Origin of the sequence: Anabaena sp. FACHB-595 (assembly GCF_048568275.1) — a bacterium.
Lineage (GTDB): Bacteria > Cyanobacteriota > Cyanobacteriia > Cyanobacteriales > Nostocaceae > Trichormus.
This window is the reverse complement of sequence record NZ_CP183473.1, coordinates 2,439,957-2,453,342: the sequence shown is the minus strand read 5'-3', so window position 1 is coordinate 2,453,342 and position 13,386 is coordinate 2,439,957. Positions and strand designations below refer to the sequence as shown.

8 protein-coding genes are annotated in these 13,386 nt (G+C 41.0%); 1 reads left to right on the top strand and 7 read right to left on the bottom strand.

Annotation, left to right across the window (positions count from 1 at the left end; all coding sequences use genetic code 11):
• Positions 1-41: 41 nt before the first annotated feature.
• Both ACN222_RS10190 and dapF read right to left on the bottom strand, forming a co-directional pair.
• On the bottom strand, positions 42-506 hold the full coding sequence (locus tag ACN222_RS10190; protein ID WP_010996210.1) for a response regulator: 465 nt from the start codon (positions 504-506) through the stop codon (positions 42-44).
• A gap of 178 nt (positions 507-684) precedes the next feature.
• Entirely contained in the window at positions 685-1,524 is an 840-nt protein-coding gene (gene dapF, locus ACN222_RS10185) for a diaminopimelate epimerase (RefSeq protein ID WP_010996209.1), read from the bottom strand.
• 131 nt (positions 1,525-1,655) lie between these two features.
• Between dapF and ACN222_RS10180 the strand changes: the two genes are divergently transcribed.
• Entirely contained in the window at positions 1,656-1,874 is a 219-nt protein-coding gene (locus ACN222_RS10180; protein WP_010996208.1) for an Hfq-related RNA-binding protein, read from the top strand.
• 288 nt (positions 1,875-2,162) lie between these two features.
• Here the strand turns inward: ACN222_RS10180 and ACN222_RS10175 are convergent, their stop codons facing one another.
• From ACN222_RS10175 to ACN222_RS10155, 5 genes are all read right to left on the bottom strand, one after another.
• Positions 2,163-4,484 carry a cation:proton antiporter gene (locus tag ACN222_RS10175; protein WP_010996207.1) on the bottom strand — a complete coding sequence of 774 codons (2,322 nt, stop codon included), beginning with the start codon at positions 4,482-4,484 and terminating at the stop codon, positions 2,163-2,165.
• A gap of 199 nt (positions 4,485-4,683) precedes the next feature.
• The gene (locus ACN222_RS10170) at positions 4,684-5,445 is read right to left on the bottom strand and encodes a thioesterase II family protein (RefSeq protein ID WP_010996206.1); all 762 of its coding nucleotides are present in this window, start codon (positions 5,443-5,445) and stop codon (positions 4,684-4,686) included.
• 168 nt (positions 5,446-5,613) lie between these two features.
• Entirely contained in the window at positions 5,614-8,661 is a 3,048-nt protein-coding gene (locus tag ACN222_RS10165) for a hypothetical protein (protein WP_010996205.1), read from the bottom strand.
• Positions 8,662-8,747: 86 nt separating this feature from the next.
• On the bottom strand, positions 8,748-11,480 hold the full coding sequence (locus tag ACN222_RS10160) for a tubulin-like doman-containing protein (RefSeq protein WP_010996204.1): 2,733 nt from the start codon (positions 11,478-11,480) through the stop codon (positions 8,748-8,750).
• Positions 11,481-11,500: 20 nt separating this feature from the next.
• Complete coding sequence (locus ACN222_RS10155) at positions 11,501-13,231, bottom strand: vWA domain-containing protein (RefSeq protein ID WP_231865525.1); 1,731 nt, start codon at positions 13,229-13,231, stop codon at positions 11,501-11,503.
• Between the last annotated feature and the right edge of the window lie 155 nt (positions 13,232-13,386).

Here is a 13,386-nt window from a genome sequence, read left to right as displayed (position 1 = left end):
GTCTCTAACAACCGTACAGACATGATTAATCGGGTCTCTGACTAATGACTATTAGTCCCATTTTCTAATACGGAACTCCTTATGAGCTTGAGAATTTCTGCTACGAGAATATTAGGGTCTAAAGGTTTATTAACATAGCCTTGGAATCCAGACATGAAAGCCATATTCAAGCTGTCTTCTGAGCCTAACGCAGTGAGAGCGATCGCCGGAATATTCCTGTTTTCTAATAGGGCATTGTTTCTAATTTCGTATACTAATGTATATCCATCCATATCGGGCATGGCAATGTCAAAAATCAAAATATCAAACTTTAGTTGTTTGATTGTTTCTAATGCTTCCGATGCTGATGTAGCTGTTGTTACTTGAACACCATAGCTTTCTAAAACGCAGGCAGTTAAAAACAGACTGTCAGCATTATCATCTACTGCTAAAATTTGCAACCCATCTAAAGACTGAAAATAATTTGTAACGTCTTGTGGATGCAGTTCTTCCGGGTTATTCGCCATGCTATTATAGCCTCCCTAGTTGCCTAAACCAATTACGGAGGAAGTCATACCAAAGGGCTAGTGACCTCTAGCCCTTTGGTATACATCTGTAAATCAAACTACCACAACCTGGGGTTGGTTGATTTAATGTGAGTCTCCAACAAAGGCACACCTATGGGAAGGGTGAAAGGAATCTTGCTCAAAGTTTACCTGTGAATACCCTATCAGCCGGGCCGGTCATATAAATTCTTTGGTCTACTTCTGACCATTCAATTTCCAAGGGGCCACCAGGTAATTCTACAGTGGCGAGGCGATCGCTTCTTCCAGTCAATACCGCCGCTACCAAGGAAGCACAAGCCCCTGTACCGCAAGCTAAAGTAATTCCTGCACCACGTTCCCAAACACGCATCTTTAAATAGTCACGGCTGACAACTTGAATAAATTCGGTGTTTGTCCGTTGGGGAAATGCTGGGTGATGTTCAAATTTAGGGCCGATGATTTCTAAAGGAATCGCCGCCACGTCTTCGACAAAAGTAATACAGTGGGGATTCCCCATGCTGACACAAGTAACTTCCCAAGTTTGCCCTTCTACTTCTAGGGGTTGGTTAATGACTTTCCCATCAGCAGCACCAAGAGTTGTCGGAATTTCCCCAGCTAGTAACCGAGGTAAACCCATATCCACCTTGATTTGTCCATCAGGGGTGAGTTGGGGGGTAATCACACCAGCCAAGGTATGAATACGATAGGTATCTTTATTACGAGAAAGCCCTTCCAAATCAGCCAGAAATGCAGCTAAACAGCGAATACCATTACCACACATTTCCGGTTCTGAACCATCGGAATTAAAAATCCGCATGGTGTAATCAGTACCGTTTTCTCCAGGTAAGGCAAAAATTACACCATCAGCCCCGATACCAAAGTGGCGATCGCACATCTCCACCGCTTTCTCTGGAGTGATTGCCGGCGTTTTAGAAGCGCGATTATCGATGAGAATAAAATCGTTGCCTAGACCGTGATACTTAGTAAATTCGATTGCCATTTTTCCCATGATGAATTATCAATGATTAGGTATTGGTGATTGGTAATTGAGAATAAATTTTCATCCACTACCCATTACCCATTACCTATTACCTATGACTTAATCCCTCAATTATTCCATCATTATCAAAAATGGCTATAACTGAATTTGACACTTCACTACCTAGTATTCGTCAACTACAAAACCTGATTAAACAAGCAGCACCAGTAGAAATCAAACTGGTGACAGGAGATGCAATTACAGGTAGGGTTTTATGGCAAGACCCTACCTGTGTGTGTATCGCCGACGAAAATAGCCGCCAAACTACTATTTGGAAACAAGCGATCGCCTATTTACAACCCAAAGGCTAGGGATTGGTGAGACCAGTCCTGTTCCCGTATCGTCCCGTAGGGAAGGCGGGTTTCCCGCGCCCTGGGAACTGGCGTTAGCGAGCTTGCGTTCGCTTTTAGCGTCTCGTAGAGAGCGTCACCCGAAAGGGAATTAGGAAAGAAACGAACATACCTTGATTCTGTTCGGCTTTCTTAATTTTGAATTTTGTTGGCGTAGCCTACTCTTCTCCTTCGGAGACGCTAACGCGAACGAGAACGCTACGCGAACCCGCAGGGTATTTTGAATTTTGAATTTTGAATTTTGAATTGTTAACCCCGCATCTCTTTAACTACTTCCGTCTCCTTGGCTTTTACTATGGGAATCGCTAGAGGTATTTCGTTGACTACGGCAAATAGAGGCTGTATTTGATTCAGACTTGGGAGGCTTCCGCATAGTAGAACTTGGTCGCCAGTCCGGAGGTCAATGTTGTCATTGGGAGAGCGAATAAATTTACCGTCTCGGCGTATCGCTTGTACTTTGATACCGCTTTGTATATCCAGTGCCAAATCCTTGAGGGTTTTACCCAAAACGGCGGAGTTAGCATCGACGGCTACCCACTGACAAGCGCTGTTTTGCCCTGGAACACCTACCTTACCTTGGGCAAATTCCTCTAATGCTGCTAGTTCTTCTTTAGCGCCGACAATCAACAAGCGATCGCCTGCTGCTAATTTGGTTTGATTGCTGGGATAATCGATTTCTTCACCGTTGGCGCGGCGGATTGCCATTAAGCTTACGCCTGTTAAATAGCGCATATCCGCTTCTTCTAAATTCATCCCAATTAGGGGAGAATCGGCTGGTAGAGCATACCAACGGCGATTTAAATCTTGAGTAGCTTGCTGTAAGTGGCGGGAAACTTCATCAGCGTTCCGTTCTGGGCGAAAATCTAAGTAATGATCGCTGCGGATTTGCTGCATTTCTTGTTGTAATAAACCTGATGTCCAGCCTACATCGGTTAATAAGTGAGTCGCCATTTCGATACTGGCTTCAAACTCTGGTTGCACGACTTCCCTCGCTCCCAGTTGATACAGCAACTCAATGTTTTTGTCCTGGGTGGCGCGAACCACCAAATCTAGTTCAGGACAGAGTTCCAGGGCGCGTTTCACACACAAACGGGTACTCATAGGGTCAGGAAGAGCGATCGCCATACCTTTGGCATGACTTACCCCTGCTGTTTCTAGAACGTGGAGGCTGACGCAATTACCGTATACATAAGGTATTTCCGCGTCTCGTAACTGTTGAATCCGGCTTTCTGATTGGTCGATAACGACTACAGGCATATTGTGTTGCTGCAACAACTTCACCAAATTCTTACCTACTCGCCCATAACCGCACACTACTACATGATCTTGAAATGGTAGGTCTTCTGATATATCTAATGCTTGACCTTCTCCAGCTATGTAGGGTTTGAGCCAAGGTATGGATTCGGCAAAGTTAAATACTGCTGGCAGTACACGTAACACAAATGGGGTAAGCATGAGTGTTACAGCTGTAGTCCCCAATATCAGTAAATATACGCGTCGGGAAACCAACCCCAGTGCCTGTCCCTCACTGGCTAACACAAAGGAAAACTCCCCAATCTGCGCCAATCCCAAACCAGCGATTAAGGCTGTTTTTAATGGGTAGCGGAATAGTTTGACCAAGGGAGTAATAATCAAGAACTTGCCCAAGAAAACTAAAGCTACCAACCCCAGAATTAGTTCTATGTTCTGCAACAAAAACACTGGGTCAATGAGCATCCCAATCGCTGCAAAGAATAAACTAGCAAAAATATCTCGTAGGGGTTCTACATAGGTCAGGGTTTGGTCGGCATACTCCACCTCAGATATCATTAACCCAGCGACGAAAGCCCCCATTTCAATTGACAGGCCTAAAGATTCTGTCAGCAGGGCAATACCCAAACACAGCGCCACCACACCTAATAAGAATAGTTCTCGGCTTTCTGTGCGGGCTAACAGTCGCAATAAAGGCGGTATGACCCAAATCCCAGCCGCCACCGCCCCAGCCGCAAATAGACCAATCCTGACCAAGGCTGTGAGGACGGCCACAACAATAACTTCCCCCGGTTCATGCAAAGCAGGTAACACCGCTAGCATTAATCCCAGCGCCAAGTCCTGGACTACCAAAATCCCCAGCATTACTTGACCGTGGGGCGTTTCCGTTTCGTTACGCTCCATCAAGCACTTGAGAACAACGGCTGTAGATGATAGGGAGAGAATCGACCCTAGAAACACGCCCTTAGCAGGTAAGGCTCCCCAGGCTCCCGTTAACCCACAAACCAGCACTGTAGTTAAGATTGTCAGGGCAATTTGCAGCCCACCACCACCAAGGGCGATCGCCTTTACTTTTTTCAATTCAGCAAAGGAAAATTCCACACCCAAGGCAAACAACAAGAAAGCAACGCCAAACTGTGCCAGAGTTTCTACTTGAATAACTTCTTTAATCAGCCCCAGCCCAGCCGGCCCCACTACCATCCCGCCGATGAGATAGCCCAGCAGCACAGGTTGTTTGAGCAACGCCGCAAACAATCCACCACAGGCAGCAACGGCGAGAACTGACACTAAATCAACAATTAATCTAAAATCTTCTTGCACCAGTTTTTCTAAGAACCATTAAGACCTATTAACTTTAGAATACAAATTTTTAACTATCTGGGGGAAGGGAACTGTACCAGGACAACAAAATTTATGTATTTTTTTAAAGTTAGGACTTATGCACGCAGATTTTTTGTTGAGATTGGGTGTGGGTGTTTAGGGGTGTAGGGGTGTAGGGGTGTATAGGGGTGTAAGGGTTTTAAACATTCATAGACAAATATTTAGCCAATTGTTCGAGTACAAGAGATTGAGCCGAGTGCAGAAAAAAGTGGTCGCCGGGGAATATATGTAAGTTAAAGTCAGCCTTTGTCTGCTCTCGCCATGCTTGCAACTCATCACAACTAACTTCCGAATCTTGTAATCCGCCAAAAACTGTAAGGGGACATTCTAAAGGTAATTCAGGAGTATAAATATAAGTTTCTAAAACTGCAAAATCAGCTCGTAAAATCGGCAAAAATAGCTGCATTAGTTCTGCATTTTCTAATACTGTCGATGGTGTACCGTTGAGATGGCGTAGTTCTTCTATAAAAGCTGGTTCGGGTAGATTATGAATAGGTGGATGTAAATCGGGAATGTGTGGGGGGCGACGACCGGATATAAACAAGTGAACCGGGTGAATATCATACTGTTTGTGCAGGAAACGCGCCACTTCAAAGCTGACCAAGCCACCCATGCTATGTCCCAGGAAGGCGAATGGCTTGTCTAAATATGGGTAGATAGCGGAGGCGATCGCATCCACAAGCGGTTCCATCTTGTGAAAAGGCGCTAACTGCATTTGTCTTCCTCGCCCAGGAAGTTCAATAGCACACACCTCTACAGATGCAGGTAGATAATTTGACCAAGTGCGAAAGATAAAAGAACTACCACCCGCATAAGGAAAGCAAAATAAACGCAAAGCCGCTACAGGATTTGGCTTGGGACAAATTACCCAAGAGTTGTAACTTGATGTGTTGGTCTTCATTACATTGAATTATCTGGGATTTTTTCTCAACAAAACCATTGTAGAGAAGTTAAACCTCTCTACAAATAGAAACTGAGAAATTATTTATGATTAATCGTTCCAGGATAATTACTCTATCTTTTTTACTAGCCTTGAGGGTTTTATTTAGTCAACACTTCCCGAAGATAACTAGTTTAGAGGACTATACTTTGACAATAGATGATTTAAACGCTTGCGTTCGTAATGCGTTAAACCTGGGACAGATTTTTCAGATTTTTCTAATTGCTGGTAAATTAAATCTTGTTCAAACGCCTCTATACGTTCTTTGAGTTCTCCATATAATTCTTGATGGCTGAACTCATTTGCAAGAGCCGAGGCAATTTTTTCTCGTTCTTGACCAAGTAATTGACCATTGAATTGATAGTTACCGTGAGTGTCTTGAGACAATAATTCCAGAGCGATCGCTAGCAACAGAGTATCATAAGCCCAAATTAATTCTCGACTAGAACTAATTTCTTCAGGAATTAAGTCGGGAATATTTTCCTCTTGTTCTTTCTGAGTACGTTCATAACAGTCTCGATAAAACTCTATTTGACTGAGAAAGTAAATCGGAAAACCTAAAGAACGTACCAAAACGCATAAACTACTTTCGTCTTCCGCGACATAGGGAGTTAAAGAACGGCTAAAGCGACTATAAAGTCGGAGTATTTCTTCTTTATCTTTTGCTCCTACCCAAAGTGTAATTTCTGGTTGAGAAGTTGGGTTTAAGTGAGCATCACTATCTTGAAGACGCAACAAGAGCTTCGCACTGTTATAAAGTTGATTTAATCTAATACTAGCTGTATTTTCTGCGATCAAATCTGATTTTAAAACGTCTCCAATGGATAACTTACTTAAATGTTCAAACTGCTTTCTGGCAAACAAATCCAGTTTGTTCTGAAATTCTGTGGACGAAATTTGCCATGATTGAGAACGACTAACTTCTTCTTGGGTAAATTTATTAATGGGTAGAGTTTTGAGAATATTTTGATGATAATAAATATCGATATCTGAGTTTGTTAAAATAGCTAATCTAGTTTCCGAATAATTTGTCGAGGCTTTATCATGTTGAGCAATTAAAATATCATATATTTGAGAAAAATTAGATAAACTTTGCCGTAAAATCTCAGTCTTTTGTTTAGATGTTTTAATCAAATGATTCGCTACTTCAACGCGGATATTTTGAGCATAGAGGTCATATTCTAACTTTAATTGGTCATTATAATTACGGCGTAATTCCACACCAGTAGCTTTTAAACTACTTTCTAGGCGTTTGATTTGCTTCTGAACTTTTTGAATGCGATCGCGGATACTGGTACTGTACTTCAGCCAAACTATACCTAAGTAACTGAGTACACTAACTAAACCCCAAAGTATGTAATTCAATAAGTTGACCCCTATCTGTTGTAATAATATCCAAAGGGTTGATTGGCTGAAAAGCCCGGTGAGCAGCAAAATCCCAATTAAGGCAATAGCAACGACAGCAGGAAAAACTATGAGATATAGAGAACGAAAACGGTTTTCTTCTGCTATCAATTCATTTAATTGATCTGTAGCTATTTCATGTTGATTTTCTAAATAATTTAACTGTTTTTGTGCCTGACTAATCGCTGTTTGTGCCTTGGAACGAGCATCTTCAATTGCTAATAAGCGGGTTTGTCTAGTTTGTTCGAGTTCTGCATTTATAGCTTGGTGATAGTCGGAAACAGCTACTTTTAATTGTTCTTGAATTTTCTGTAACTCTTGGGTGAGTGCTTCCGAATTAGTCTCAGCTATCGTGTCTTGTAATTGTTGTCTTTGGGATTTGAGTGTGAAGAATTGATTGAGTAGCTTTTGACTATTTTCTTTGTTGATTGTGATCTGCAACCGAGTATCTAAAAATGATTCGGCGGCGCGTAGTTCTGTAATCAGATTTTCTGGGTGATCGCTAATAGACTCTGTTTGCAATTCCAAATAAGGATTATTCAAAACAGTAGATAATCTAACAGCTTCATGTAAGCCACTAGTTGCAGCATCCGCATATTGATTAATCTTCTGGTCTAAGAGTTTGGTTAAGGTGGCTTGTGCTTGTTTACCACAAATTTCTAGAGTGCGCTTAGATGAAATCAGTTCTTTATTTTCAAATTGCTTATAAGCACATTGCAATTCCATCCCATATTCTTGTGTCTGGCCGGGACGAATATCAAGACGGGGGCTGAAATCTTGCCAAACTGGTTTACCGTTGTCTCGTTCTAATTGCTGCAAAGCATCGTTATAATCTTCGCTGAGGACAAATTCTTTAGCATCTAATAGTAATTGGCGATTTGCTTCAGGAGTGAGTTTTGCTGAGGGGAGAAACTCCTGGGTGATAATATCGGCTGCTAACGCTGTACTCAAACGATCTACAACTGTCTGTGCAGGAAAAAATAACTCCCCATAGCCAAAGGTACTGTAAGCAGGAAGTTTTCCCCGGATTGTATGCGCCCCAATCAACAATCCACCTGTCTCCGGTTCGACAGTCAAGAAACCTGCAAAAGCATCAGCATAACTATCTAAATTGACTCCTAGTTCCCCAATTCGTTCGTCAATCAGCCAACAATTATCAAAAGGAGGTCTTTTTTGAGTACCCCTAATGACAACTCCTTTAGTCATTTTGTCGTCTAATTCCTTCAGGAGTTGATAAGCCGCACTATAATCCTCAGTTCTGGCTTGAGCAAATAATCCTGGTAAGAGTAATAAAGCTTCCAAACTATGGGGAACGTCAGCAAAGTAGACATTAAATAGCCAATGAATCAAGCGGGATAGTTCAAATACCAGTTCTCGCGCCCGATGGTCGTTGGCTGAGAACATGATATAGATTCTATACCAAGAACTGATATCAACTCCAGCATTTTTCGCGGCGATCGCTTCTGGAGATTGGTTAACTGATTTAATTAAATCAATTAAGGTAGTTTGCAGGTCTTTAGCCCCTTCTTTAAACTGGTGACGCAGTTGGGAGACAGCAGTTTGTCTAGGGTTGGTGAGTGTGAGGTCAAAACTCGCATCGGCAAAAGAATCTAACTCATTACTAAACCCAAAAGTTTGACCGTCCCAAGTCAGAGTGTAAGCCTGAATTAAGCGACTTTGGGGGTTAGGAAGTTGTGGGAGTTGCCGCTTGATAGCTGCACATAAAGCCGTACTGTGAGGATCGAGTGCAAGTAAGATAGTTGGTTTTGGCATGAGGCTAGTACCACTACGCGGAATTTTAAATGCTGGTTTTGGCTGAGTAACAGTGAAAATATTTGCTTGATTTACACCGTTATGTATTAGCTAATCACATCCAAATCTTCTAAATAGGCATCAATTTCTTGAATTTCCATTTCCACCTGTTCTTTGATTGGCAGACCGACTCTATTATTCTTTAAAAGCTCATTAACTTGCTTAATATAGCTCTCTAGAGAAAATCTCGCTTTTTCTTTGTCTTGGTGGGTAATTTTATCGACTTTCTGAGCAATTTCTTTAACTAAAGAAACATTGTTTTTGAAAGCTTTAAATGCTGATTTGCGGTCATCTCCCAACAACAAAGTTCCACCTTCTAATTTTCTTGCTTGGTCTGTATGGACAAAATATTGCTTCCTCTCATTGACAATTAATGAATATGGATTAGGTGCTAAAGCTAAAGCAAACCAACGCAGCGCTCCGCCGTCATCTTCTGGAGGAATTAAATTTGCTAAATTCGTCCAATTACGGTGCAAATGTTTGAAGACCTTATCTGGATCTAGATAAGCCATCTCCATATCTTTCATCCCATTCAGAGTAAACAAAGGTACACCTATTTCTATACGAAACAGTGTGAGTTTATGAGGTTCACCTGTTGGTACAAAAGAAACATTACCTTTGCCTTTAGGTAGACGATTAGAAAGCGGGGGATTACTAAAAATAGTGTTGTTACTTTCGACTCCGTAGTAATAAAATTCTGTAATGACGTGTTGCTGTTTAGCAGGAATTTCGGAATCTTGATATTGCCACAAAGGAACTGCAAGTTTACCAAGTTGCTGTAAATCCTCTCCCGCATCTTCTGGGTTACTATCTGCTAATACTTGCTCAATATTCATACTAGTGAGTGGACGATAAGTTTCATCCATAAAGGCTAAGATTTCATCTTTCACATCTTCTGCCTTTTTCTCAGACCAATTAGTTAAACTTTGAGACTTTTCTCGATACCAACGGATAAAGTCTTCACCACTAACTTTGGGGCGTTTCGATTCTAAATCAACGCGTTGAATAGTATGGATAAACGGATTATCAGAATTTCCTTGGCGGCTAACTTCGGCGTAACTTTGTTCTACATCTCGATAAACTTTATCTAGGTTGCTGTGTATGCGTTGACATTGTTCCTGAATTTTTTCTATTCTAGTCCGCAGCATACCGCAGAGTTCCGCCGCCTTATCACAGCGTTTCCAGTGTAAGTATATCCGCCACTTTTGGTCAGCCCGTTCTTTATATCTCTGACAAGCTGCTTGAATAGTATTCTTATTGGGAAACCAAGCTTCGGCGGCTTCTTTAATTTTTTCTTCTTGGGGTTCTAATTTTAAAGTGGAAAAATTAGATTGAGCTTCTTTAGATTTGCGCTGTACATTCTGCTGTAACTCATCTATCTTTTGATAAAGACTACTCACGAATTTTAGAGTAGAAGCTAGACCATTGGGACGATTCAGACTACGCTCCAACCAAGCCTCAATAGTAGTAGTTGCAGTCTGTTCTAAGCGATAAAAATTCATCGCCAAATCTTTAGCCGTCCTTTGCTCCATTTGATCCAACTGTCGCTTGTAAAGTTCTTTGATAGTCGGTAAAGATGCGCGGTCATATTTCATTTCCCCGATTCTGAATTCTGGTTTGACTTGTCCACCGCGATCGCTCTCTGTCAAACTATCTAATACGGTAGTAGCTTCTGCTAATTTGCAATCTTGTAAAAAACGCTCAATTTCGCTGGCTATATCAATATTTGCAGTAGCAGCCATCAACTCGTTTTTCAATAAGTTCTGCGTGTCTTCTAGTTTCATTCGCTCGTACTGCTGTACTGGCAAAGCCAAAGTAGCAAAGCCAAAACTACAATAATTTATATTTCGTCCTCGGACTTTCTCTCCAACTGCCAAATAAGCACGAATATTATCAGCAACGTTGGCAGCATCTAGACCAATTTGAGAGCCAATTTGAATATACAAACCATCGGCGATTAAATTTTGTAAGTCGTTAGGACGGCTAACTACAGTACCATTTTTGTTCACACCATCCATCAAAAATACTGCATCGAAAGGAGGGCGATCGGCTTTGACTTTGGTAATACCATAATCAATCTCTAAAGGATTAGATGGTGACAAATTCCAAAAGTGTTCAATTTCTTTGAGAGCGCCATAAGCATTGGATTTTACTAGATGAGTTTGGGGAAGATTGGCAAATACTCTAGGTAATACAAATAATCCCGTAACATTGGAAAAGCTATTAAGATATTGTCTGGCTAAAAATGCCACATCTAGAAAAGTACCGCTACCCGTTCCTCCAGCTAAACTACCAACAATAAAAACTTCCACACCATCACGATTAGATACTTGAAATTTGTCTAAGAATGCTTGTTTACTACTGCGAATTTCGCGGACAGTATTAATCGCCTGACTAATTAAACCGTTAATATCGCCTACTTTTGCAAAGAAAGCCAACCGTCCACGGGCGCGAATCTGACCTGCACCACTAATCAAGCTGGATGTGGGAATATTTCTCGGCCACCATTCATCAATATGATCGTTCCGCGTTAAAGGTAATGGATTAGCGACGGAAATCGCATAAAGTTCATTAGGTTCTAAAACAACCTTAGTACCATCAGGTGATTTTTCCCGGCTTTGAATATTTTCAGTGGTATCAATAGAGAGAAAGCGAATAATGTCTGGTACGTCGCCATAAACATCGATGAAGCGCTTTTTCAACTTGAGTGCAACTTCATAACCCGTACCTCCTAAACCGATGACAACAGTAGGGCGAAAAACAACTGTGGGACGTGACATTTAATTTCCTCTAATATTTTTTAAAAATCTGTCAGCCCACTGTTTTGTTCATAGGGCCGTTGATTACCAATCCAGTTAAATCGCAGCTTTACGTTATCAACCTGGATTGTGTCTTCATCGTAAAGTTGATATGTAGTTATCTTTTCATTATTGACAAAAGTAATACCGCTTAAACTCCGTACATATACATATTTTTTACCAGACTGCCAATTGATGACTAATTCTGCATCACTATTTGTAGAGGCGATCGCTGGAACTAATGCACTCAAGTTGACTTTTTGCTTGTGCTGGTGAGTAAGGCTAATATATTGTTCTTCTGGTGATATGGGGACTGGTTCTAATAGTTCTAGTTCCCCTTCTAAATGGTTGCGAGTGCCAATATCTTGGGCTAATTCCCAAGGAGTTTTACGTTGAATCAAGCAAATTATGGTTAAGGTAATTAAGAAAAGCAGTAATATCAATAGCAACCAAATAACGATTTTCCGTCCCAGTGGCATTAAGATCCGTACCTGAACTTCGGCACTGAGGGGATTCGTCAGGGGGTGATCTGGAGTAACAACTACATTGAATGTACGCTTACCATCAAAACTACTATCAGCAACTTCAAGCTGTATAGGGATTTTGGTTTCTCCGACTGCCAAAGATACAGGTGTTGAAGGCTCCTTTAAAGAAACATCTTTAGTCTTGCCTTGCAGTTGTAAACTAGCTGTTCCAGATATATTGCTGCGAATTACTAAAGTTTGCTTTTGGCTAGTTTTTCCTGCTTCTACAGAATCGAAGTTTAGGCTATTTGGTTGCATTGACAATTGTGGTTTAATCGTTAAAGATAAATCAATAGCTTGTGGGGCAATAGCTTTATCAGTTGCTGTTAACAAAAACCGCAATTTTCGATTACCTCCCTGTGCATTTGCTGGAATTTGTAAACTTATAGGAATAACTTTTTGTTGATTAGCTGCTAAGTCAATTGTGCTAGGCAAAACTAGGCGAATACCACTTTTTTCTATGTCTTTTAGTTGCAACCTCACTTTAGCATTGACATTACTGATGCTATTAATATTTAGTGCTTTTGTAGTTGTACCTGGCAATACAGGCGGCAAATCAACAGTAGATAAACTAACATCAATCTGGGGTTTAATGAGTCTTGGCCTAATATTTTGAGCCAACTTGTTTAATTGCACTCCTCCAGGGTCACGCAAAACGCGCCCTTTGCCACAAAGTGCGGGATTACTGGCAAATTCATTTAATTGTTTTTCGTGTTCTTTCAATCCTAAAGATACGAAAAATACATAAGGTTTACATTCTTGTTCCCGTAAAAGTTGCGTACTTTGAGGAATCGGCACAGGATTAGGAATACCTTGGACATCTTCCAATCCATCTGTTAGGAAAACTATACTCACAGTCCTATCCGCAGTATTAGGACGTTGATTCAATTTTGCAGAAGTAGAGAGCGCTTGTTGTACTGCTTTCCCTGTGTGAGTACGCACACCATCAGCTTTGAGGTTATTAATTATTTGTTTGAGTTTACCCCGGTCTGGATTGCTGGCAATAGGAATTTCTTGAGCTTGCAAAGTTACATCACTATCGAAATTATAAATAGTAACTGTATCCCCTACTCTGGCAGTATTAACAAATTCATTAATAGAATTTTTGACTTGAGTAAAGATATTTCTTGTCCCGCCAACACCGCGCATGGAAGCAGAAGTATCTACTACTACAATCCAGTCAATTCCACCTTTGGGATTTTGAGCCAATACCCTAGAAAAATGAGAAATTGATAATATCAACAAGAGACAAATACTGGGTATTGAAGTAAATTTCAAAAAATATCTCAAGTAATTAAAATTCATGGATAGATGTCTCCAGTCATAAATTTATGACTTTTTCTGGAAATTAATGGGTAATGAAT

Excerpts from the sequence above, each read along its gene's own strand:
- ACN222_RS10190 (WP_010996210.1), bottom strand. The coding sequence starts at position 506 with ATGGCGAATAACCCGGAAGAACTGCATCCACAAGACGTTACAAATTAT.
- dapF (WP_010996209.1), bottom strand. The coding sequence starts at position 1,524 with ATGGCAATCGAATTTACTAAGTATCACGGTCTAGGCAACGATTTTATT.
- ACN222_RS10180 (WP_010996208.1), top strand. The coding sequence starts at position 1,656 with ATGGCTATAACTGAATTTGACACTTCACTACCTAGTATTCGTCAACTA.
- ACN222_RS10170 (WP_010996206.1), bottom strand. The coding sequence starts at position 5,445 with ATGAAGACCAACACATCAAGTTACAACTCTTGGGTAATTTGTCCCAAG.
- ACN222_RS10165 (WP_010996205.1), bottom strand. The coding sequence starts at position 8,661 with ATGCCAAAACCAACTATCTTACTTGCACTCGATCCTCACAGTACGGCT.
- ACN222_RS10160 (WP_010996204.1), bottom strand. The coding sequence starts at position 11,480 with ATGTCACGTCCCACAGTTGTTTTTCGCCCTACTGTTGTCATCGGTTTA.